At 41.4% G+C, this 23,424-nt stretch carries 24 protein-coding genes; 9 read left to right on the plus strand and 15 right to left on the minus strand.

What is annotated here, in order from left to right:
• Positions 1-4 precede the first annotated feature (4 nt).
• The 6 genes from AC570I_RS18810 to AC570I_RS18835 all read right to left on the minus strand — a co-directional run bounded on the left by AC570I_RS18810 (position 5) and on the right by AC570I_RS18835 (position 7,041).
• A complete protein-coding gene (locus tag AC570I_RS18810) occupies positions 5-1,477 on the minus strand; it encodes an ankyrin repeat domain-containing protein (RefSeq protein ID WP_497406705.1) in 1,473 nt (490 codons plus the stop codon).
• A gap of 255 nt (positions 1,478-1,732) precedes the next feature.
• Positions 1,733-2,995: a DUF2264 domain-containing protein gene (locus tag AC570I_RS18815; RefSeq protein ID WP_497406706.1), complete on the minus strand. Its 1,263-nt coding sequence runs from the start codon at positions 2,993-2,995 to the stop codon at positions 1,733-1,735.
• A 210-nt stretch (positions 2,996-3,205) separates the two neighbouring features.
• Positions 3,206-3,574 carry a response regulator gene (locus AC570I_RS18820; RefSeq protein WP_497406707.1) on the minus strand — a complete coding sequence of 123 codons (369 nt, stop codon included), beginning with the start codon at positions 3,572-3,574 and terminating at the stop codon, positions 3,206-3,208.
• Between the two features lie 153 nt (positions 3,575-3,727).
• Positions 3,728-5,662: a tetratricopeptide repeat-containing sensor histidine kinase gene (locus tag AC570I_RS18825; RefSeq protein ID WP_497406708.1), complete on the minus strand. Its 1,935-nt coding sequence runs from the start codon at positions 5,660-5,662 to the stop codon at positions 3,728-3,730.
• A gap of 689 nt (positions 5,663-6,351) precedes the next feature.
• Positions 6,352-6,528 (minus strand): hypothetical protein, encoded by a 177-nt coding sequence (locus tag AC570I_RS18830; RefSeq protein ID WP_497406709.1) that lies wholly within the window; start codon positions 6,526-6,528, stop codon positions 6,352-6,354.
• 111 nt (positions 6,529-6,639) lie between these two features.
• Positions 6,640-7,041 carry a DoxX family protein gene (locus AC570I_RS18835; protein ID WP_497406710.1) on the minus strand — a complete coding sequence of 134 codons (402 nt, stop codon included), beginning with the start codon at positions 7,039-7,041 and terminating at the stop codon, positions 6,640-6,642.
• A gap of 87 nt (positions 7,042-7,128) precedes the next feature.
• Here AC570I_RS18835 and AC570I_RS18840 point away from each other — a divergent pair, with 87 nt between their 5' ends.
• Positions 7,129-7,347 (plus strand): DUF6965 family protein, encoded by a 219-nt coding sequence (locus AC570I_RS18840; RefSeq protein ID WP_047801173.1) that lies wholly within the window; start codon positions 7,129-7,131, stop codon positions 7,345-7,347.
• 4 nt (positions 7,348-7,351) lie between these two features.
• On the opposite strand, the gene AC570I_RS18845 is transcribed toward AC570I_RS18840, so the two are convergent.
• Positions 7,352-7,630: an Rdx family protein gene (locus tag AC570I_RS18845; protein WP_497406711.1), complete on the minus strand. Its 279-nt coding sequence runs from the start codon at positions 7,628-7,630 to the stop codon at positions 7,352-7,354.
• Positions 7,631-7,870: 240 nt separating this feature from the next.
• Between AC570I_RS18845 and AC570I_RS18850 the strand changes: the two genes are divergently transcribed.
• Entirely contained in the window at positions 7,871-8,134 is a 264-nt protein-coding gene (locus AC570I_RS18850; RefSeq protein ID WP_497406712.1) for a cold-shock protein, read from the plus strand.
• Positions 8,135-8,165: 31 nt separating this feature from the next.
• Here AC570I_RS18850 and AC570I_RS18855 read toward each other — a convergent pair whose 3' ends face one another.
• A complete protein-coding gene (locus AC570I_RS18855) occupies positions 8,166-8,468 on the minus strand; it encodes a hypothetical protein (protein ID WP_497406713.1) in 303 nt (100 codons plus the stop codon).
• Positions 8,469-8,722: 254 nt separating this feature from the next.
• On the opposite strand from AC570I_RS18855, the gene AC570I_RS18860 reads away from it, so the two are divergent.
• The 4 genes from AC570I_RS18860 (at position 8,723) to AC570I_RS18875 (ending at position 13,317) form a co-directional block, all read left to right on the plus strand.
• Positions 8,723-9,814, plus strand: coding sequence for a glycosyltransferase (locus AC570I_RS18860; RefSeq protein ID WP_497406714.1), 1,092 nt, complete (start codon positions 8,723-8,725; stop codon positions 9,812-9,814).
• Positions 9,811-10,950: an acyl-CoA dehydrogenase family protein gene (locus AC570I_RS18865; protein ID WP_497406715.1), complete on the plus strand. Its 1,140-nt coding sequence runs from the start codon at positions 9,811-9,813 to the stop codon at positions 10,948-10,950. The genes AC570I_RS18860 and AC570I_RS18865 overlap by 4 nt, the downstream gene beginning before the upstream one ends.
• An 82-nt stretch (positions 10,951-11,032) precedes the next feature.
• Positions 11,033-12,271: a PIG-L family deacetylase gene (locus AC570I_RS18870; protein WP_497406762.1), complete on the plus strand. Its 1,239-nt coding sequence runs from the start codon at positions 11,033-11,035 to the stop codon at positions 12,269-12,271.
• Between the two features lie 2 nt (positions 12,272-12,273).
• A complete protein-coding gene (locus AC570I_RS18875) occupies positions 12,274-13,317 on the plus strand; it encodes a glycosyltransferase (protein WP_497406716.1) in 1,044 nt (347 codons plus the stop codon).
• Here the strand turns inward: AC570I_RS18875 and AC570I_RS18880 are convergent.
• Positions 13,314-14,135 carry a galactosyltransferase-related protein gene (locus AC570I_RS18880; protein WP_497406717.1) on the minus strand — a complete coding sequence of 274 codons (822 nt, stop codon included), beginning with the start codon at positions 14,133-14,135 and terminating at the stop codon, positions 13,314-13,316. The genes AC570I_RS18875 and AC570I_RS18880 overlap by 4 nt on opposite strands.
• The gene (locus AC570I_RS18885) at positions 14,132-15,319 is read right to left on the minus strand and encodes a glycosyltransferase family 2 protein (protein ID WP_497406718.1); all 1,188 of its coding nucleotides are present in this window, start codon (positions 15,317-15,319) and stop codon (positions 14,132-14,134) included. Before AC570I_RS18885 ends, AC570I_RS18880 begins: the two co-directional genes overlap by 4 nt.
• A gap of 234 nt (positions 15,320-15,553) precedes the next feature.
• Here AC570I_RS18885 and AC570I_RS18890 point away from each other — a divergent pair, with 234 nt between their 5' ends.
• Positions 15,554-17,896, plus strand: coding sequence for a mechanosensitive ion channel family protein (locus tag AC570I_RS18890; RefSeq protein WP_497406719.1), 2,343 nt, complete (start codon positions 15,554-15,556; stop codon positions 17,894-17,896).
• A gap of 47 nt (positions 17,897-17,943) precedes the next feature.
• A complete protein-coding gene (locus AC570I_RS18895) occupies positions 17,944-18,438 on the plus strand; it encodes a DUF416 family protein (protein ID WP_497406720.1) in 495 nt (164 codons plus the stop codon).
• A 16-nt stretch (positions 18,439-18,454) separates the two neighbouring features.
• On the opposite strand, the gene AC570I_RS18900 is transcribed toward AC570I_RS18895, so the two are convergent.
• The 3 genes from AC570I_RS18900 to AC570I_RS18910 form a co-directional block, all read right to left on the minus strand.
• Positions 18,455-19,180: a DUF1826 domain-containing protein gene (locus tag AC570I_RS18900; protein WP_497406721.1), complete on the minus strand. Its 726-nt coding sequence runs from the start codon at positions 19,178-19,180 to the stop codon at positions 18,455-18,457.
• A gap of 9 nt (positions 19,181-19,189) precedes the next feature.
• The gene (locus AC570I_RS18905) at positions 19,190-19,657 is read right to left on the minus strand and encodes an Lrp/AsnC family transcriptional regulator (protein WP_497406722.1); all 468 of its coding nucleotides are present in this window, start codon (positions 19,655-19,657) and stop codon (positions 19,190-19,192) included.
• Positions 19,658-19,769: 112 nt separating this feature from the next.
• Positions 19,770-20,261 carry a hypothetical protein gene (locus tag AC570I_RS18910; RefSeq protein WP_497406723.1) on the minus strand — a complete coding sequence of 164 codons (492 nt, stop codon included), beginning with the start codon at positions 20,259-20,261 and terminating at the stop codon, positions 19,770-19,772.
• A 221-nt stretch (positions 20,262-20,482) separates the two neighbouring features.
• Here AC570I_RS18910 and pncB point away from each other — a divergent pair, with 221 nt between their 5' ends.
• Positions 20,483-21,670, plus strand: coding sequence for a nicotinate phosphoribosyltransferase (pncB, locus tag AC570I_RS18915; protein WP_497406724.1), 1,188 nt, complete (start codon positions 20,483-20,485; stop codon positions 21,668-21,670).
• Positions 21,671-21,701: 31 nt separating this feature from the next.
• Here the strand turns inward: pncB and AC570I_RS18920 are convergent, their stop codons facing one another.
• Positions 21,702-22,253 (minus strand): hypothetical protein, encoded by a 552-nt coding sequence (locus tag AC570I_RS18920; protein ID WP_497406725.1) that lies wholly within the window; start codon positions 22,251-22,253, stop codon positions 21,702-21,704.
• Between the two features lie 233 nt (positions 22,254-22,486).
• Complete coding sequence (locus tag AC570I_RS18925; RefSeq protein ID WP_497406726.1) at positions 22,487-23,185, minus strand: DUF421 domain-containing protein; 699 nt, start codon at positions 23,183-23,185, stop codon at positions 22,487-22,489.
• Positions 23,186-23,424: the final 239 nt, after the last annotated feature.

Below are 23,424 nucleotides of genomic sequence, written 5' to 3' on the forward strand. Positions count from 1 at the left end.
TTTATTATTTTAAGAAATCTATAGCAATTTTATTTTTTGACAGGTATTCATTTTCACTGGCCAGGTCGAAAGGTGTTTCTTTAAATTCGGTAGTTACATCTTTTTTGGCACCAACAGAGATCAGGTATTTCATAAGTTCAGTATCTTTCGCTGTCATCGCTGCCTTATGCAAAGCCGTATAGCCTTCTTTGTTTTTCACGTTAACGTCTGCATTTAACGGCGTAATAAACTTTGCTAAAGCTAAATCATTTTTCGCCACAGCTATATGGTATAAGCTGTTTCCGTTAGGCTGTGCAGCAGCAAGGTCAAATCCCTTGTCGGTTAACAGTTTATATTTCGCATTAAAGTCTTCCATACCTCTTGGTGAATAGCCCTGCATCAGGTAATATGTCAGATTATTTCCGTCTTTATCTGCAAGTTTTAAATCAGCCCCTTTATCCAAAAGTAACTTCACCACATCAGCAGAGTTACTGCGAACGGCCATATCTAATGCAGACACGCCCTTCGCATTCACCTGATTAATGTTTTTTACATTTTTAAATAATAATTCCAAAGCTGATAAATCCCTGGTGAAACCTGCTGCATTAATGAAGGCGGTGTTTCCATCCTTGTCAGCCTGATTTACATCTACGCCTTTGGATAGAAAATAGCTGATCAATTCTTCCTGCTTTGGTTTACGAACAATATAGAATAGAGCGTTTTCCCCGTTTGTTCCCAATGCTGCCGGCTTAAGTTTCAAACTTTCCAGATACTGAAAAACGGGTAAACCGTTTGAAGATCCTCTTCCACCCTGTGCAGCCATCAATACGGCGTTATTGTTATATTTTACCCCCTTGGCAATTAATTTATTCATTAATTCAATGTTACCAGTTCTTGCTGCGTAGTTAAACGCAGTATTTCCAGAGGCGTCAACACTATTCAGGCTTAAACCTTTTGAAATAAAATAATTTGTCAGTGCAAATTCTTTATCATTACTAATCCCGATCAGTAATGCATTTGCACCGTCATGGTTTAAGTCTTTCTTTAAATCGGCACCTTTTGCAATCAGTAAATCATAAACCTTAGTATTCTGTTGTCCGGCAGCCGCGGCAAAAGTTAAAGGGGAAAACCCATGACTGTCTTCCAGGTTCGCCTTTGCACCGTTTTTTAAAAGGTATTCCATCACCGGCACATTTCCTTTTGAGGCAGCGGTAAATAAGTAGGTCCTTCCATCATGCAAAAGCTTATCTACACCATTACCAGGTTGAGACAATAGAAACAAAATGGATTCTATAGGGGCATCATTGCTGATTGCAAAGAATGTAGCATCAAAAGAAATCTGATTCAACTGAGAAGGGCTATTTCCTTTTTCAATTTCAGCCTTTATCGTGGCCAGGTCGGTGTTCCCTTTCCAAAAAGCCTGATCAAAGAAAGTATTTTTCTGAGCCTTTAGGCCCAATGATGCAATCAGTAAAGCACCAAGAAGGATTTTTTTCATTTGAGTTTTGTTTAATTCTATCTAGATAGCCGAAGTGTTTGGATTACTAAAATCGAGCGCTAAGTTAAAAAGAATGATTCTAAATAAATAGCCTGATTTAAAACAATTCTAAATAAAAGATTAATTGTCTCAAATTTATGACAATAAAAAACCGGATTGGATAAATTCCAATCCGGTTCCGCCAGCAATCCGATCCTTGTATACTCACCAACTTTAAGGTTTTCGTAATCTGAAGAATGATCAGCATAACTAGGGTTAATATTCTACCTTGTAATCTTTCTTAACTCTAGCGCCCGACCATGCTTTAACGGAAGTCCACGGTGCCGGAGGTGATGTCCAGAATGGATCATTTGCTTTTAATCCTAATGATAAGAACCCAAGGGTAGCCATGTATAAACTCCCTGTTGAGGTATATACATCGGCTATTTCAGGCTGGTGACCATTAAACCCCAACACCAGCCAGCCGTTGTCGTCGAAATTTTGTTTATCATCATACATCCGGTGAAATACTGCTGTTAATGCACACCTGACCTGAGCAGGACTTACATCTGCAGGTAGTTTTCCAATCAATGCGGTTTGCCCCAGCGCCTGAAATGCCGCAGTACGGTAAGTAACTGATCTTCCATAAGCAGGGTAAGAACCATCAGGAGCAATAACGCGTTCCAAATACTCACTGTATCTCGCCATTCTTGCCAACGATTTATTATAGTCATCCACATTTGTTTTACCTTTTTCAAGCATAATCTGCATCAAATCAACCATCATCGGATGAATCACATAAGAGTTGTAATAGTCCATGCTGAATTTTTCACCATCGCTGTACCAGCTGTCACCTACATACCATTCATTAATTTTCTTCAAGGCAAACTGCAAACGGGCCGGATCATATTGTGCTCCGATTTTAAACAGAAATCCTTCTGTCAATCCTGCAAAAAGCAACCAATTGTTATAGGCACCAGTCCGGTTGCGCAACGATTTAAATTCTTCCACATACCGCTGTTGTGTGGTTGTATCCAAAGCCGCCCAAATCCCTTTTGGTGCGCGAATGAAAGCCTGTGCAACATAGGCTGCATCCACTATTGCCTGCGGTTCAGATCTGAAATCCAGGTAATCTTTACTTTTTGGATCAACAGCATGCTTAAGTCCTTCGATGACAAGCAACCGGAAAGATTTTCGCAATTTACCCTCTTCCGAATCATCATCGGGTAACTCCAGCCATGGTGCGATACCGGCAATTGTCCGCCCAACAGCTTCCAGATAGGTTACATGTTCCAGTTTGAGGTTGTAATTGTTTCCCTTTTCGAGCGGCATATTCTGCTTTAACGTTTCATTTGCCAGATTGTTGATCACCGGATATGATATCCGGTATAAGGTTTTTACCCAGAATTTCCGGTCGGCTGTTCCTCCCGATTGCTTTGTTTGAGCAATTGAGGATAAAGTGATAAGAACAAATATCCCTGCAAAGTGCAATGAAGCAACCAGTTCTTTTGATTTTTTTAGTGTCGATTTGAAGCTCATATGTTATTGTCATTTACAAGTATATCCCTTTTCCTGGCTAAAGGTACCATGCCTTATATCTCGCCATGGCTTCCAGATAATAGTAGTCGACATAAATAATGATGCAATACCTCTCTATTCAGGTAGGCTTCAGCGATAGAAAGTATTTCAGTATAGAATTTAAAAAGATGTTCGGCAAAAGCCCCACAGAATATATGGCAGAGACAATAACTAATGACTCACGGCCAAAAGATTTTTTACATTAGCAGCGAGCTTATCGTACTCGAAAGGCTTAAACATTACCAGGTCTGCGTTATTACGAATAGCTTCTACCTCGCGGTCGAGCAATGCAGTGATGAGCATAATGGGGATATGCCTTGTATTGCCATTATTTTTAAGCTCAAAACACAAAGACCTACCGTCATCATCTCCAAGCATAATATCCATAACAATTAAATCAGGCTCAAACTCGTGAAGCGCAGAATAAAGCAGTTTTGACCGATGGATTACCATAACCTGAAAGTCTTCATTCTCCAGGATCAGTTTGATCACGTCAGCATTACTTGCATCATCCTCAATAACAAGAATTTTCGAGCCCATAATTAAAATTAAGCATTAATATTGAGAATAAAAATCCGTATTTATACGATAAAATAATGGAATAAGTACTTAGTATATCTGCATCATTCGTGTTACCTTTTTGCGTCATGAAAATATCACTACAATACTCTACATTTTCGCGAAATTCCTAAATTAAATGGGCAGCCACACCCAAAACGTAGTACCTCCTGATGGATTAGGTTCAAACCAGATCTTGCCGTTGTGGGCATCGACAATCTGCCTCGCGATCGATAAGCCTAAACCAAAAGAGGGCTCACCATGTGTGCCTGCATTTCCTATCTTCCCGCGGTTATCGAAAAGTGTGGCGGCAACGTTTTCTTGTATACCTACCCCTTCGTCGGCAATGCTTATTGCCACTCCATTTTGCTGGTAAGAAAGCTCGATGTTTATCTCTTTATCTTGCATGCTAAATTTAATGGCATTGCCGATTAAATTACTGAAAACACGCCAGATTTTTTCCCGGTTCATCAAAAATGTTACCCTAAAAGCTTTCAGATTAATATGTATTGATTTCTCTGCAGCCTTATGTTCCAGCATTTTGACACAGTAGTAAAGTATATCAAAAATATCTGCCTCCCTAAGCTTCAGTTCAAGCTGCCTGGTTTTCGATTCCAGCAATTCATTGATCATTTTTATGGCCTCTTCCCCGGATTCCTGAATAAGGTCGTACATATGCTGGTCCTTAACTGGCAGGGGTGTTATATAGGATAATGTTGAGGCTGCCATCATCATCCCACTGATAGGGTTCCGCAAATCGTGCGCAATCACCTGTAGCATATCATTGTTTTCCTGATGACTCTCTTCCAGTGCCTCATAAGAATGAATAATCTGGGTATTCAAGATCCTCATCGCCTTCAGGTTTTTCCTGTCTTTTCGCAGATTTTTGATAAATAAAAATGCAATGATTATAATGAGTATCAGTAAAATGATTGAGCCATATAGAAATAAGGATTTGCGTTCACCTGTTCGCTCAAGCGTCAGCATCTGATATCTTCGTTCAGCATTTTCTAATCCATTATCAAAGTCCGAACGTTTCACCGCTTGTTCAGCTTTACTGATGGAATCTGTAAATTTCCCTAATGTTCCCAGGAAATGGAAAGCACTTTTGTAGTCGCCAATTTTTTGGTAATACTGGCTTTGAGCATCCAGCCAGCGCTTTAAAATTTCGTTATTCCTGCTTTCTGGCCCACTTGTAGACTGCAGGTAAGTATCAACCTGGTCTAAAATATTGCGCGCCTTCTCAAACTCATTCTTATCCAGATATAAATTGATCAGTTTAATTTTGGCTGTTTGCGCATCATCAATCGCGAATCCCTTATGATCATTTAGGCGGATACTTCTTTTAAGCATATCTTCTGCCTTTGCTGATTTGCCTTCTTTGGCATATAAACCGCCCAGGTTCCCGTAGATGACGCCTTGCGCCATAATCATGGACTTGTGTTCTGCAGGAAACGACTTTTCGTTATCAAAAATACATTTGAGTGCAAGCTGATAGTGATGAATTGCACTATCTGGTCTATTTATCCGCTCATAGCTTAATCCGGTAGCATTCAGTACAGCCTGAGGGAAATATACAGTTGAATTAAAATCCCTGTTTGCACAGGCGTTTTTCTCGGTGATCGCCTCTTTGAAGAAAGTTATTGCGCGGCTATAATTGGCCTGCCGGTACCTTACTAAACCGATTCGAAAGCTAAGTACAGCTTTGCTGCAATCGTTCAGGTGCTTTCTGGCGAAGACTTTAGCTTCATAATAATAATCGTAAGCACGTTCAAAATTGCCAGAGGAGCGAAGTACGTCTCCCTTAGTAAAAAGGCTTACAGCATACTCATATTTATACTGTTGCTGATGCGGTTCAATTGCATGAAGCATACTATCTGCATAGATTTCAGCAAACCGTATATTGTAACTGTAATTCAGATAATAAATGGCTTTAAAATTGTAAATCTGCCATCGATCGAATGCCGCTATTGAATCGAATCTGGCAGTCGAATGTTCCAGATAGTTCAATGCCCCTGCTTCTTCTCCTAAATCCAGTAGATGTGATGCACTATCAAGTATTGACTTCACAGCAGTGCTAGACTTATATAATGCCTGACGATCATTTTTACAGGCAGCAAAACTCAGACAAAAAAGTAATAACAGTGCTAACGGGTTTGTCAACCTGAAAAGAATATGTTGCTTGATATTTTTATTCACCATAAGTAATAAGTCAGCACAGATATTGCTGAAATAAGGACGAAACAGTCAGATTTAATTTTATTTCCTTCCTTTGATAAAATCTCAGTAACGTTTAAAATAGCGGAATTACTTTCTGTAATACGGCATTCTGAATAAGGTTAGCGTAATTAGCAATCTTTCGTATGCATACGTCCGTATCAAATCAAACGTATATTTAACAAAAATACATCAAATATTTAACCAAACAGAATTCATATGGTTTTAATCATCCAGGAAAGGTTTGCTAAACAATCAGGTTATAAAATGTGTGAAGAAATTTCCACATTTCTACGTTACTGAACAATAAATGAGTAAATCATACTCCCGTTCAGTTTAAAAGTTTGGAAATTGACAGAAAAATTGTATTTTCAAAATATCAAACTATAACCAATGGAAAAAATTAATTTAATTGTGGGATTGTGTTCATTCTTATCGGCGTTCGGAATATTAATCGTTCTGGTTCGTTCAAGTGATAAAGAGAACGACGTGTAAAATTAAGTTATGGCCGGCCCCTTCAGTCCGGCTTCCTCGTCGCTCACCTAACGCCACATCCTCCACAAAGAAGCATCTTGATCATCTGCATTTGAAATAGCCTTCCACAAGGCCTGTGAAATGGTCTCCAACCTTACAGTAGTTAAATTTTGATCAGGATGTAGAACATTTCCGTTTGAACTATCTGACTGTACATTTGATAACTCATGATCTGAAGACTTCATTTCCATAATTTTTGCAGTTGTTTCTTTTTTCAACGCTTCAGTAAATAAAATGTTTTTGCCTTAACAACATATAACATAAACCTATCAGGTTTTTTACAGAGCTCATTTAGATCAATTACTTTTCGTTTTTTTGCTTGTACTTGCAAGCGCCCAGAATACCAGAATGGGTTGGAAAAATAAACGGGCAAAACGTTTCTGATCGGTGTTCAATCCGAACGCGCTTCTTTTGTTAAGATACTGCGAAACATTGCCTGGAAATACGGCAACAAATAAACTGGCTGCTGCCAGGCCCACGAATTTATGATATTTTACTGGTGCGAAAATCAAGCTCGCCCCCATTGCTATCTCCACAAATCCGGAGTAAACAACGGTATCATCCTTTTTAAGCGGAACCCAATCGGGAACCTGGGCCTGAAACGGTTTTCTTGCAAAAGTTAGATGACCGATGCCGGCAAAAACCAGACCCGTTCCCAACAAAATTCTTGTGGTATTTTTAATCAATGAACTTTTCATAAATCAGCGGTAGAATAAGATCAAGGTAGATTGACCATATTATCAACATTACTAGCTATAAAATTGTTTTCCGCTTACCTTTGCCCAATGACAATGCAGGAATTACAGGAACTTGAAGATTTTTTTAATAATGCAGGAAAACAGCCGGTACCGATTTTTCTGAATGATGCCACTGAAATTACTGATTACGAACTCTTTCTACAAAGCCACATTCAACCCTTGAAGGCAGATATTGGTGCAAAAGTTTACCAGCCCCTTATACACCGCTTAAAAATGCTCAAACTGCTTATCGAATCAAATGCCTGATCAGCTATTTTCGCTCGCTATGTCCAAGGTCTTTCTCCGGACTGATCTCATCCCGCACCAGTTGCTTTAATTCCTTAATTTCAGGAAAACGTTGTGCGGTTTTTCTGTCGAAAATGATTCTCTCTCTACTGGAAACGGTAAAGGTTCCTCCTAACTCACTTGGAATTAATGTTACACCTTTAAGCTCATCTGCAAAAGTGGTCAGCAGTTCCTGAGCCATATACGCTGCGCGCAACATCCAACCGCATTTCGGACAATATTCGATACTAACTATGGGCTTCATATTTAAAGTCTTTAAGTGTCAAATCTAACTAAAATTTAATACTACATCAGATATCGTTAAACAATACCACGCTAATGATGTATGATTAATATAACGCTACCATCAAACAACTTAGCTTAATTAAAAACTTCAGGCTATGTTTTTATTTGAAGATAAATTCTTTTTTTGGCTTCAACAAGCGACATTTGGGGAAGTCTATCATGTCATCCTGAAAAATGACGGTCTATTTCAATTTTGAGTATGAGAAAAGGTATTGTGATCCTTATTGATCCAGTTTCCGATAAAGGTTATATTGTTGATGAAAACGAGCAGGATATTCCCTTTTTTATAAGTTCACTGACGGGGGCTGTTGAGGTAGGCGACCGGGTAACGTTTGAAATCAAATTGAGCAAAAGTGGTTTAACTGCGGTTAGCATAGCAGTTTATGTAGAGCAACCGGCAAAAGATCAAAGCCTGCTACCGTCACCTTTAAGCATTTACATCTCAAAGCAATCACCCGAATAATTCGATGTAACTTAATTTCCATTTAGAACAGTTAAATTCTCCTGGTCGGGGTTTTGTGAAGTGGCTTAATTGCGGTAATTAAGGCATCTATAGTTCCATCAGTTTGGTGGCCTGTATAACGGACAATCATTTCAATAATCTGAGGCGGAAATACATTTCGGTCCATGGGTAACAATCCAAAAAGTCTCATCAGCGTTGTAGTGCTAATATAATCTTCCTGATGTGTAAAAATTGCAACGGAAATCTGCTCGCACAATTGCCTGTCGACAGTTATACTTCCAAACTTCTTGTGCAAAGCCTCACGCAGGGAATGCAAGGTCTTCATACTGTTCATATTCGTTAGGGATGATTTAATCAAAAATAAAGTATTGTCATAGCATCTGCAATAAGGTGTTGACATATGACAAACGAAAAGTCACGCTAAACAGGATTAATTTAGTCCAAAGCGCAATTATTGAAATGTATCATCGTCTGTATGTGCGATGCAAACTTTAACAAACGATCCCAACTCCTGTTATTTCTTTTTCAAAACTTTACCACTGTTTACACTGTCTTCTTAAGGAAAAAGCACATCGCTATCCCCTCAACATGAAGATCGGAATCATCTCACACCTGAAACACCCCATCCGTGCGCCATTTGCCGGCGGACTGGAAGTTTTTACACACCATATCACAACTGCCTTAGAATCCAGCGGGCATGACGTTACCTTGTTTGCGAGTTCATCTTCAGATCCTTCCCTACCACTAGTACCGATACTTACAGATGATCACTATGATGAACTGACCGGACAGCGGAGGAAAATGAAGGATCTGCCTTCGGAGTACATCGCTGAACACCATGCCTATTTCAGGTTAATGACTGAAATTGACCAATATGGTTTTGATGTAATTTTCAATAACAGCCTTCACTATGTTCCCATCACCATGGCAACAATTGTAAATACACCAATAGTAACCGTATTGCACACGCCTCCATTTTATGAACTTGAGCTGGCCATTGCTGCTGAACGTCGGAAACCCATAATTGATTACATTACGGTTTCCAGAAAAAGTGCTGAAAACTGGCGCGGATTAGTCAATCAGTGCAATGTTATCCTGAATGGAATTAAAATCGAAAAGTGGGATTTTTATCCTGAATCCGGCCTCGACAGGTACGCCCTTTGGTTTGGAAGAATTCATCCTGATAAAGGACTTCACCTTGCTATCGCCGCTGCCAGAGCGGCAAAAATCCCGTTGCGAATTGCTGGTGGTATCGCTGATGAAAAATATTATAAACAAAAAATAGAGCCCCTTATGGGCGATGACCTTGTTTTCCTTGGACTTCTGGATCAGCCGTCGCTGAACCGGGAGATTGGTAATGCGTCTGTATGCCTGATTACCCCTTGCTGGGAAGAGCCATTCGGATTTGTTGCAGCAGAAGCCATGGCCTGCGGTACGCCTATTGCCGGTTTTAGAATGGGCGCACTTCCCGAAATCATTGCCCCCCATACAGGTGTACTTGCAGCGGGCGGAAATGTAGATCAGCTTGCAGAGGCGATACTGGAGGCTGAAAAACTTAACCGCTCGGATATCAGAAAATATGCGCTGCAAAGGTTCAGCTTCGATACAATGATTGCTGCATACGAAGAACAGCTCGAATCCACAGCTAATAAGAATAATAAACTCATTAATACGATATGAACATCAGCCAAACAGCTCCTGTAAAAACATTTAAAAGGGTGCATTTTGAAGCCGCCCTCAAAAGCATCGCGAAGCTTGCTAATACCACAGAGCACAGCCCGCTGGGTCCGGTTCAGGAGTTTGAATTGTTGCGCGAATGTGGCGCACTGGAAGTAGTACTTCCTGGCAATGCACTCGACTTCAATACACCCAACACGCCAGTCTTACTCGAATTACTAAAGGATGTTGGAAAAGCGAATCTTTCTGTAGGAAGGATCTTTGAGGGCCATATCAACACCTTATATTTAATTCACCTGTATGGCAATACTCAACAAAAGGAAAAATGGTACAATGGCGTGAAGGAAAATGGAGATTTGTTTGGAATCTGGAACACGCAGGGTGCCGATGGCATTAATATTAATTGCAATCACGAGTCCTATATCATCAGTGGGAGCAAAACCTTTTGTTCCGGAGCATCGCTGGTTAATAAAGCACTCATCACGGGCAACATCAAAACGGCGCAAAACGAAGGCTGGCAAATGCTCATCGTGGATATGGAGAAGATAAGTGATGAAAATATCGATCGTGAAAGCTGGAAACCGCTCGGGATGAAAGCATCCGGAAGTTTTAAGGTAAACTTTTCAGGATATAACTTTAGGGATTGTGATTTACTTGGGCAACCAGGAATCTATTTAAACCAACCTCATTTTAGTGGTGGCGCCATACGCTTTGCAGCCGTTCAATTAGGCGGAGCAGAAGCGATCATGGAAAGCACAATTGAATACCTGAAAGCACTTAACCGTACCGAAGATCCGTTTCAGCAACTCCGGATTTCCAGGATCTGTTCGGAGGTAACAACCGGAAATCTTTGGTTGAAGCAATCGGGTAGATATTATGATGAGTGGGTTATTGATTATACACGGACACAAGATCTGATTGCATTTGCCAACATGACCAGGGTAAATATAGAAGAAAGCTGTTTAAAAGTAATGGAAGAAAGTAACCGCTGCGTGGGTGCGCGGGGACTAATGGCTCCTTATCCTCTGGAGCGCATCTTCCGCGATCTCAGCTTCTATCTCCGGCAGCCTGCTCCGGATGCTACACGCCTTAAAATAGCCGAGTTCTTTATTCAAAATCCCGGAGGCTTTAATGACTAATGTATTCGAAAAAGAGAAATTCTGGTCCTCGGCTGTTTCTTTGGAGCAAGAAAGACTCAAGGAAATAAGATGTTGTCTCATTATGGTGCCTCATCCAGATGATGAATCATTGGCATGCGCAGGACTGATTTCAAGTCTAATCGAAAATGGCACGGACGTCCACATCATATTAACTACCGATGGAAGCCGCTCCCATCCCGGTTCAAAAAAATATCCTGCTGCCAAACTCAGCCAGTTGCGGCTGGAGGAACTTCGGCATGCGCTGAGATTACTCAAAGTGAACTTAAAGAATCTACGCTGCTACCACGCCCAGGACGCATCGATGCCCGCAAAAGGGCAGGAAGGTTTTGATAACCTGGTGAGCCTTTTAGTGAGCGACCTTAAACTGATCCAACCTGACCTTATTCTCCTTCCCTATGAACTTGATCCACACTGTGATCACCGGGCAACCCATCAGCTCCTGATTTCATCCCTGGAGCGCGCCGCTATTGCCCGTCCGGTTTTATGGGAATATCCGATCTGGTTATATGAAAATGCAATCGCGTCAGATATTCCGGCACTTGAAAAGGGCGAGCTGCTGTCTTTGGATGTACGAAAATTTCTGGTGCTAAAATCGGAATGCATTGCCGCTCATGTTTCGCAGACCAGCATGCTGATCGATGACGATCCCGATGGTTTCATCCTTTTGCCGGAAGTTATTGCTAATTTTACGCAGGGGAAGGAGTATTTTATGGAACGCAAAAAGATAAATCCGGACAATACACTAAACGAAACATATTTTGAAAATATGTACCTGCAGCACGAGGATCCCTGGGATTTTGAAAAAAGTGCTTACGAAAAAGCTAAGTACGGCGCCACAATAGCAGCGATACCGAAGAGAGCTTATGATAATGCTTTAGAGATCGGTTGCTCCATCGGGGTGCTCACCAGCATGCTTGCCCCACACTGCAGGCAGCTCCTTGCCATGGATTTAAGCAGTACTGCCCTTGAAAAGGCAGTTAAAAGACTATTCGCACAACCTCAAGTGAAGTTTATAAAAGGTGGAATTCCAAAAGATTTTCCAGTCGGCCGATTTGATCTCATTGTGATGAGTGAAGTAGGATATTATCTGAGTAAAATGGATCTGCAACGGACGAAGGAGCAGATAACAAAGGCCCTTGAGCCCGGAGGAATACTTATTCTTGTTCACTGGACGCATTTCGTAGCAGATTACCCGCTCACCGGAGATGAAGTGCATGATCTTTTTATGGACTCCGGCCTCTATCACCTTGAGGCATCCCGCACAAACGACTATCGTATGGATGTTTATCAAAATCATTAAATATGTCATTTACCATTGCTTTTTACGTACACCATCATGGCTCCGGTCACCTGATGCGAACGCTACAGATCGTCAGTGCACTTCAAGGCCAGAAAATCATACTCATGGGAAGCGGACTGACAAGCATTCATACATCTGATCAGTTTGAGGTAATTCATTTACCACCTGATTGTGAGGAAGAAGCCCTATCAGAAACCAGTAGCGAACAGCCGCAAACATTTCATTACGCGCCACTAGGTTTAGCAGGCATTCGAAACAGAACGGACATCATGACGCGCGTGTTTAAGGATAGTTATCCGCTCCTACTGGTTGTCGATGTGTCGGTGGAGGTGACACTGTTAGCGCGACTGTCTGGCATTCCTACTATTGTGATCAGGCAACACGGCAAACGAGACGATCTACCGCATGTAATGGCCTATCAAAGTGCAGAGGTACTATTGGCACCTTTTCCAATAGAAATGTTCAATCAACCGGAAGACAAAACCTTTGATAAAACATTCTTCACGGGAGGTTTTTCCAGATTTTCTTCGCGGCCGCTGGTTAAAGATATAGTCAAAAACAACATTGCAATATTGATTGGTGCCGGGGGGAGCAGCATCAATGCATCATTGATTTCGGAAATTGCTGCTCAAGCCAGGGATTATAAATTCCATATCATAGGCGGCCCTGATACCGACAATAATACCCAAAATACCTGCTGGCATGGCAAGGTTGAGGATCCCTTTGATTTGCTATCGTCCTGCGAACTGATCATTGGAAACACCGGACATAATACTGTAATGGAAACGGCTTCATTGAACAAGCGTTTTATCGGCATTCCCGAGGACCGGCCTTTTAACGAACAGGTAGAAAAAGCGCTTTCAATTACCGGAAGAATGGGTATAGAAATCGTTTACCCTGCTGATTTGAATATGCAAAACTGGAATGAGCTTATACAAAGACTTGTATTGCAATTACCTGATTGGAGTGGTGTAACAGACGAGACAGCACTAGATAAAGCCGCCGGATTGATTTTATCGACCGGAAAACGCCTTTTTGATAACTAAGGTTTTAATGATTTTGCCACTTCCATGGAGGAGGGTAATCTCAAAATGCTGAGGCTAGAACTGCTCCATTTGATTAGGCCCATGGCTTTGAAAGCACTAAGCCACCCTTCCATTGGCCACTTTTGCCATTTATCAAAAAACACTTTTGCATTCTTTATCACATCTTCAAAATGATTCAGGGGTGGGCTAAATTGCTCATGATACTGGTGATATGCCATGGCGGGAATAAGCTTCATACCAATTGCTCTGGTTCTGGCGGTAAAAGCAAAGTCAGTATCTTCTGCGCCATAGCCTGTAAACGATTCATCAAAGCCGCCAATGTACTTAAAGTCCGACTTAAAGCAGGCAAAGTTCAGCGACCAGAATAATTCATGTGGCAACTCTTTCAGTCCGCTCCTAACCGGATCAACTGAACTCAAACCATCCATATGCCGGATAAAATCAGGCTGATCAACAGCACCTTTTCCCAGGTAACGTACTTCTCCGTTATTAAGCATACCCTGCTGCGCTCCCGATAAATATTCCACAATTAAATCCGGGGCGGGGATACAGTCAGTATCCAGAAAAATCAGCAAATCTCCCCGTGCATTGGCGGCCGCAACATTTCTTGCCGCTGCCAACGGAAGTTTATGGTGATGTTGAAACGAAACCTGTTTGACTGGAAATGCTGTTGGTGGAAGCTTTCGCAGGGATTCATTCATCAATACGATAATTAGTTCATCAGGAAGAATTTGACTATCTGAAAGCCCGTTAATCAGGTTCTCAAGTGCCTTTGTTCTTCCCTTAACCAGGGTAAGAATTGATACGTTTACCTTCATACTGCGATTGCAGGTTGCGCATATGACCTTGATTTCGAGATTACATTGAAGCCTGAAAAATAAGACCTCAATTCCCTGATTGAATCTGAAATGGGTTGCAATGGCATTAGTTTCGTTAAGCGCTTCGTTAAAATCGACTCAATTTCTTCCCATACCGCTTCAAAATATTTCCCTTGGTTTAGCCATCTACTAAGGGTTTCCAATTCAAAGTCCATTTTACATGCCAGTGCGTGGGTTTCCATGGTCATCTCCCTTCCCGCTTTCACTGCTTTCCATAACGATCTGAATTCATTTTTCAGCATTAGTTTCATGCGGAGGCAATCAAACGATTCAACCATTTGGTGCTCACAACGTTTGGTCATTTCCTTCCAGTATTGCAATTGCACCGAAAAACCGAAATCCACACGCCCTGTTAATCTCGCTGATGTATAAATGATCACTTTAGGCGAATGTCTGATCTTGGCATCCACCCGCTTTAACGCTTTCCTGAATTCCTCGTCTTCCAGAAATGGTATTGCCGGAATCCGGCCAGCCCTGTCGTATATTTCACAGGTTACAGCAAGGCTTGGGCCATAGCACTGAAAATGCCGTGGCCATGGATTGCTTTCGCAGGGATCGAGTTCCGACTCCAGCCGGGTTTGTAAAAATCGGTATCCCACATCTTTTAAATGATGGCGCTTAGCCAGTGTCGGCGTACCTTTTGGAATAATCCTTCCTCCAACTACATCCACACCCTTTTCCATTTCACTTAATATCTGGAAAATCCATTGGTGGTCTACATTGCTATCAGCGTCAGTGGAAACAATGATGCCTTTTTGTCCGGCAGTATTCATCAAACGCTCATAGGCAGCATCCATTAACAAACGCCGCACTGTACCGATATGCGCCTGTTCAGTTGCAATCTGTACATTTTCAACTAATAGGTTGAAGTCGGGATATTGCGCTTGATATGCTTTACATATATCAAATGTGTGGTCTGAACAATTATTTGCCAAAACCAACACTTCATACACCTCTTTTGAAATCGCCTGACCTGAATAATCAACCTGCAAGCGTAAAGCATCTAAAGTAGTTGAAATAAATTCTGCTTCATCTTTAGCCGGAACAATGACCGATAAGCGAAGAAACGGATTAGGGGTATGCAGAAATAAACTGGGGTATTGATCAGTGAGGCCATGGATCATAAGCGTATTTATTCTTAGTTATTTAAAGAGAGAACATGTATTTCATGCAAAAGTTCTGAAAATTTTAGTTGCATCCCTACTGTTCTGTTTTACATGGAGATATAGCCTTTTTAAAAATCTTCAAAACAATCTGCCTGTTGAGGGGTTCAGTATCAGATACATCAGGCGACCCGTCAGTATGTAGCCCCGGTTTCATCTGCCTGTTGTCGATTTAATTTTCCGTTCCGTTTACATATGAAAAAATTCTGCAAAGCGCTTCTGATCATCTTATTGTTTTCCATCTATTGCATCCTGGCCGTTGAGGGGGGCTTTGCACAAGGCATACCTGCTACAAAAAATGATTCCGTTAAAACCATTCCTGATACGCTTCTTTTCAGGATTCAAACTGCTCAATCCGCTATTACTGAAATCAATGCAGCGAATAAAAAAGGTTATGCCCTCGATGAAACCTCCCGCCGCATAGCGGATGTTCGCACCAGTATTGAACCGCTTAGCCAATCATTTTCAGCAAAGGGAGAACTTGAAAGTAAGAGCTTGTTAAGCTATGATCTCATTCTGCGGGATGCTGACACCAAGCTAAAGAGCATTACTGAAGTACTGGTAAAAAACAGCAATGATCTTCAGCGCATGTCGCAGCAAGTTCTTGATCTCAGCAATGATTCGCTTTTAAAACTTTCTTCTGGCAATGAGCAGCAGAAATTACTTTACCAGTCGCAAATTAACGATATCAAGAACCGCCTTCAGGATGCCGGAAAGGTAACAGGTACAAATCTGGAAGAGGTAAATAAACTCCTGGCTGCAACTTCTTCACTGGGCATTGTAATTAGTAATCTCAGGGCACAAACTTCTGAAAGACTGGAACAATCTGGTAGACTGGCGTTGAGCAAGCAGAATCCTTATCTCTGGCAAGCACCATTGCGCAGCCAAAGTGGTAAGCCAACCGGCAACCTAATCGTAGCCTCTTACCGGGGTCAGCAGCAAATCCTCAAGTATTTTATCAACTCTACATGGGATAACCGTTTTCTGGCTATACTTATTTCAATAGCCTTTTTCGTTTGGGTACATCGAAACTTCCGTGCAGCCAAAAGGGCATCGATAAAAAGAAAGATTGGTGAACTCAGCTTTGAATACATCCGCCCCTACCCAGTTCTTGCAACGCTTATCGTGTTATTGAATATTACACCACTGTTTGAGCCCGATGCACCCTCCCTATATGTGGAGTTAGTTGCATTATTGCTCCTGCTACTGATGACTATACATCTCTGGCATACGCTTGAGAAAGTTCAGCTTCGTTTCTGGTTAGTAATTTTAGGTCTCTATGTTTTGTTGATCGCTGGTAGTGCTGCTGTAGATGATGGTTTCCCACTAAGGCTGCTACTGGTGTGCATCAATGCTTTTTTCATTTATCTGGGCATTCAACTCTACCGTAAAATAACATTTAAAGCCTTTTCTAAAAAATATGTCCGTTTAGTTATTGTCGCGCTCATCGGGTTAAATTTACTTTCCATTATACTGAATGTATTTGGCCGTGTAGATCTGGCCAAACTCCTGAGTGTTACTGGTGTAATCGGATTAATTCAATTGATTTCACTTGCCGTCTTTGTTCAAATCATGCTTGATGCCCTTGATCTTCAGATTAAAATCAGCTCCTGCAGCAATGGCATTTTCTCCAGGATAAACCACAGTAAGTCGCAATCGAAGTTTAAAAAAGCCCTCTCTGTGCTTTCCGTTATTCTTTGGGTGATGGTCTTTTTCATTAATCTATCCATCATTAACGGTATCTGGAGCTGGTTGGGCGATATCATGTCGAAGCCTAGAGTTTTCGGAAGCATTCATTTCAGTTTTGGAAATATCCTGTTCTTTGTAGCCATTATCTATGTCGCCAATAAACTGCAAAAGCATGTGCCTTTGCTATTTGGGGAAGAAAAAATTACCTTCTCCGAAAATAGCGGGCAAAAAGGTTCCAAAGTGGCGCTGGCCAGACTCATTATTATTGTAATCGGTGTGTTGCTGGCTGTTATGGCTTCAGGATTACCAATGGATAAACTAACCGTCGTGTTAGGAGCCTTCGGTGTAGGTATCGGACTGGGAATGCAAAACATCGTAAATAATTTTGTTTCGGGCATTATCCTGATTTTTGAAAAGCCCTTCCGGATTGGCGATTATGTAGAGTTAGCCGACAAAAAGGGCAAGGTTCGTGATATTGGTATCCGCTCGAGCAGGTTGCTAACGCCACAAGGTTCTGAAGTTATCATTCCCAATGGCGACCTGCTTTCAGGCCGTTTAGTGAACTGGACCCTGAGTAACGATTATATCAAAACCGAAATCGTTTTTAAGGTGGCATCTGATACCAACTTAGATGAACTCAACAAGGTCATTGACACGGTACTCGGATCAGCAGACGACGTGGTCAAAAATCTTAAGCCGGAAATCCTTTTAAACAGTGTGGTGGCCGACAGTATGGAAATCAAAGTACTGGCCTGGATCAGCAATATTTATATAGAAGCAGAATTTAAAAATAATTTCTTCAGAAAGTTAATCGTTGCTGCACGGGATGCCCAGATAAAACTAATGTAATCCTCTTTTTTTTTACCTTTGAAATTTTAAGGCATAAATTTACAGTCATGGATTTAAACGAATTCTCTAGTCAACTGGCTATTCAACTTGCATCGCTGTCTCCGGTTCAAAGAATTGCCTTCGGCCTTGATATCTGCAAACGTCTATATCCTGATTATCTTGAATTCTTTCAGGAGTATCAGTGGGGGAACCCTGAAATACTGAAGCGTTCGATTGATTATACCGGCTATGCGATGAACGATGAGGTAGATGAACAGTTGGTCAATGAATTAATGGATGAGCTAGATCTGGTAATCCCCGATACCGAAGAGTTTGGTGACTTTTTAACGAGCTATGCCATCAATGCAGCCTGTGCCGTATGGGAGTTACTGGAATATTTGCTTGATCAGGATCAAACGCACTTGATGCACATCAGCAACATGATCATTGATACCATCGACTTTAAGCTTCAGGAAAAAGATAACACTTTAACCGCAGATGACCTGGCCCGGCATCCAATGATTATTGCTGAGTGGACACTGCAACTGGAACAGGCAAAGTAAATATTAAATATAAATTTTAACAAATTAACAGCAGTCTGGGCTCCCCATCCCTTTCAATAGGTGCCCTATGTACGCATGGCAATAGCTTTTGTTCCGGATGATCTACTGCGAGTCGCCATAGGTGTCCTGTGCTTAAATTAAGTGGCATTGATCCTGGTTTAGGCTGATAATGCAGGTCGAAGAAACATTCTTTCAGAAATTCTTCAAATTCTGCTTCCGTACCATCGTGTAACTTTTTGAGTTTCTCCCGTATTTCAGGAATCAGCACTTTTTGTTCTACCTGATTATTTGGAATAATATCGCTGGCGGCCCCGTAATAGGTACACAAAAACGTATCTGTTGCAATGGGCGAGCGGTCTACATGAAATGAATATACGTCGGTGGAAAAGTAGTCTAATTCTTCATCCCGGTCATAACTCTTTAGTAAATTTAACACCGGGGATGCGCCAAATGCTGTTAACTCCTTCAAATCCTTGAGAATGATTTTCCTGGCAATGTTCCCCTGTTCTGATAGTTTCAGCGCCATCAGATCCTCAGCCGAAACCTCTATAATATTTTCAGGTGAATGCAGCTTGGACACAATTTCTTCGAAATCTCCATTCAGGTTTCTATACCAGCAAAAGGCATTTTTCGTACCATAAAAATCAGTATTTACCAGGTCAGTAAAAGAATCGACCAGCCCTACCTGATCTTTACCGAAAAATTCATTGCTCACAAGCATACATTTTTTTTTTGGAATCATTCATCAGGTTTATAACGGATAGGCTGTTTCACTTTTAGGTTCACTGAGCACAAAATAACTTTGCACGGTAGTAATATTAGGAAGTGTAGCCAATTTATTCCGTAAAAACTCGTGGTAGGCGTCCATATCCCGCGTAGCAATACGCAGAATAAAATCATTTGCGCCCGTCATCTGCAGGCATTCCATTACCTCAGGAAACTTAGACACCTCAGTTTCAAATTCGATCAGCGTACTGGCGGTATGTTCCCTCAGCAGCACATGTGAAAAGGCAATCAAGCTTCTATCAATCTTCTTTCTATCCAGTATGGCCACAATTCTTTTAATGTATCCCTGATCTTTCAGCCTCCTGATGCGCTCATGAATGGTAGCGATCGACTTATGGAGTTCCAGAGCAATCTCCTTGTTGGTTAAGGATGCATCGTGCTGAAGTAATTTCAGAATCTCAATATCTACCTGATCTAAATCGCCCTGTGTCATAACGTTAAATGGATATAGTTCCGGCTAAATTAAAGCTTACAACTGACATAAGACAAAAAATCCCCTGAACATTTTCATATTCAAGGGATTTTAGTGCGTTTAAGCTATTTGCTTAAAAGGTATATCTAAACCCAAAACCGAACCTTCCGGCTTCTGTTCCAAGAAAAGGGTTATCACCAACATAAATACCAGGTCTCCAGTCGAAGGCCAAAGCTAGTGGTGCACCGTTGAACTTATAATCAAGTCCGACCATTGGAACCAGATAAAAGGCGGTATAGTTATCATTGAAGAAGTACCTGTTCCTGTCGTAAATTTGAACTTTCGGACCTCCGCCCAGGTACCAGTCTAAGCCTCTTGCTCCTTTAATAGGCGCATTATACTGTAAAAAGGCCTGAATTACTGTGGTGTTACCACCAAACAATACTTCCCCTTGCAAAGCGGTGTTTCTGTTAAAATGATGTCTTAAAGACGGACCAACAAGTGTACGGCCGTCTCCGAAATCAACACCCAAACCCAGTCCTGTTTTGTAATTCTGTGCTCTAACCCCAGTTGAACTCAAGGCAAAGCAAGATAGTAAACCCAAAATGGTAAATAATTTTTTCATAATACGTTTATTAAAATATTTACCCACCAAACAGTTAGGCTGCATTTATGTTTTAAGGCAGGTAAAAATATGTTTTACAGCCTTGTTTTAAAGGTATGTAAATCAGTTCAATGGGTTCTAAATTCGGATAATGCTGATTATTTACTTAGTTTGAAGCTAAATTTACGGCAGGAAAAACCAAACTTCAAAACTCCTGTTAACACCACATCAATTATTATGCAATGAGATCCCATCATATTCAATTTAACAAATCCATACTCGATAACGATTTCTATAAGTTTACCATGCAGCAGGCCGTCGTACGGCTTTTTCCGTCGGCTATGGCGCGGTACAGTTTCATCAACAGAGGAAAACATCAGTTTCCTGATGGATTTGGCGAAGCTTTACAGTTAAGAATCCGGGATATGCAACTCCTGCAGCTCAGCATAGAGGAAAAGCAATTTCTCAGGGAAAACTGTCCTTACCTCGATCCGCTCTATCTCGATTTCCTGTCTGGTTACCGCTATGATGCGAATGAAGTAACAATCAAACAGCACGGCGCTGATCTTGACATCAAGATTGAAGGACACTGGTACCGCAGCATTCTTTGGGAAGTACCGGTTATGGCTTTAATTTGTGAGCTCTATTATGAAATGACTAATGGCCAAAGAATTTCTGATGAGTTGCTGATTTCGCAAAGTGCTGCGAAGGCTAAGCAATTTAACGCCCTGGGAGTAAATGTTGCCGAATTTGGCACCCGCCGCAGGCACAGCTATGAGGTACAAAAGCTGGTGATTGACACCTTTAGCCGGGAAGGCGGAAAAATGTTTGTCGGCACCAGCAATGTCCACCTAGCTATGCTACATCAAACCCGCCCTATCGGCACCCATGCACATGAATGGTTTATGTACCATGCCGCGGTTTATGGCTTTCCTCAGGCAAATGTATCCGCATTGCAACATTGGGTTGATGTCTTCCGTGGCGACCTCGGCATCGCCTTATCCGACACTTATACCACGGATGTCTTCCTGACACACTTCGACAAAATGTTTTCCAAACTTTTTGACGGTGTTCGCCAGGATAGTGGTAATCCAATTGAATTTGCAGATAAAATTATAGCCCACTATAACAAACTGGGTATTGACCCATTGAGCAAGACCATCATTTTTTCTGATGGGCTGGATTACGAAAAAGTTGCTCGAATTACCGAATATTGTAGAGGTAAGATTGGTTTTTCATTTGGCATAGGAACTAACCTGAGCAACGATGTAGGGTTAAATCCAATGAACATTGTCGTGAAAATGACCGAAACAAGGCAAACTAACGGACGATGGACATCAGTGGTGAAGCTATCAGACAGTCCTGAAAAAAATACGGGAGAGCCTGCGATGATTGAGGCTGCGAAGACTATTTTGAGTATCATGGACTGATTTCTGTGGTAGTTTCCAGCCTGATCAGCAATTATTTCAAAGTTAGCCCATTTATTTTAAGTTTAGTCCAGTTACCAGGAAAGCCCTGCCCTTTCACATAACTAACTACATAAGGGTGCCCCTTAAGGTTAGGATGATAAATGGCATCAAATGAAAAGCTCATTTGTGAATCGCTTTTTTCAGTTACGGTTACCTGGTTATCCGTGTCATCTCCCTCACCGGTGGTAAAAAACTTATCCCCTACTTTGGCATTAAAATCAGCACGAATAACCCTTAAATCAGGATATTTTGGGTCACCGGCAATTAATTTTCCCTGTTCATCGATGTGTAGGTAAGAAATGCTTACCGCATCGCCCCCAATCAACGAAAAGAACTTGTAGTAAAGCTTGCCATTAATCAATACACTGTCTTTAATTTCTGTGTAGTTCTGGCTGTTATGATACCAAAGATTGCCTACCTGCATCGGCAGAAAAGAATTAGAAGCAAGAGGTTGAACCGGGTTGTTACCTTTTTTACAGCCTAAGCTGAACATGACTGTACAAAGTAAGATCAAAGTGCAGGTTCTCAGAGCGATATTTTTCATATGTAGCGGTTTTTATTTTAGAAACGTGGTGAGAATGAGTTTTGCTACAGCCTGAGTAAAATATATTTTGCAGTTAAAAAATCAGCTCAATACAATAAACCGGAATTATCAGCGTATTATATACCGAGAGCGTTAATTTAGATGAACGGGAATCATCATTCGTGATGGTTCCCGTTTTCTTTTGGGTTCCAATTCTAAAAGTCCGCCAACACGCCCCTCTTTTGTACCCCAACCTACGTAATCCTTTTTCCGCTAATGGCCCTTACCCACCTGGCATGTTCACATTTTTTACAGATATGTTTTTCGGCCGGGACTAATTCCATTACATTACCGCAAAAGCAGCATGCATAATTATCTACTGATGTTATTTCCTCACAGCTTGCATCGAAAAGGTGCGGTAAAATCGGAAGGCCGTACTTTACCTTTTCATCCTCAAAAAAATAAACGCTGATTGCCCCAGATGTTTCCAGGATTGCCGTGTCTACCTGCCCGAGATGTGAGATGCCGTATTGCCTGAGCTCGGCGAAAAACTCATCGTAGGCAAGGGTCTCCTTACTAAAATTATCAATTGAAAATTCACCATCTTCTATTAAGTACGTACACTTCCCCTCGATGATGTCATCTGCAGTCTGGCTTTTTGCGGTTAGAAAAGTCGTAAGACGGTAACTGAGGACAATGACGCCGAAGATCACTACAGGCACCGTTAGCCCAACCTCCTTGTAAAACATGGGATCGCCAGCTGCTGAACCTAGGGATATGATCACCACCAACTCAAAAATAGACAACTGTTTAACCCCTCGTTTGCCCAGTAATCGAAGGCCTAAAAGAATGATAATATACATGGCAAACGTACGAAGCGCAATTTCCAGCAGAAATACCCAGTCCTCTTTACCAATAAAAAATTCCGTCCAGTTTATATTTAAAGTTACCATCTCTATAGATTTGAGATCATAACCACTGACGCCCCTATTTAGTTTTAGACCTGGCAAAGTGGATAAAGCATTTAATGGGTTAGACGGGATTATTCCTATTGTGGAAACACAGAACACCAGGGTGATGGGTTGGGAAGATTTGAGTCGGGAAACTAATGACTGACCGCTGGCGAACCGATTGCTTCATTTCCAGACAACTTCATACCAAATTCCACAAAACTTCGGGTTGGCATTTGCAA

Source organism: Pedobacter sp. A2324 (genome assembly GCF_059693705.1).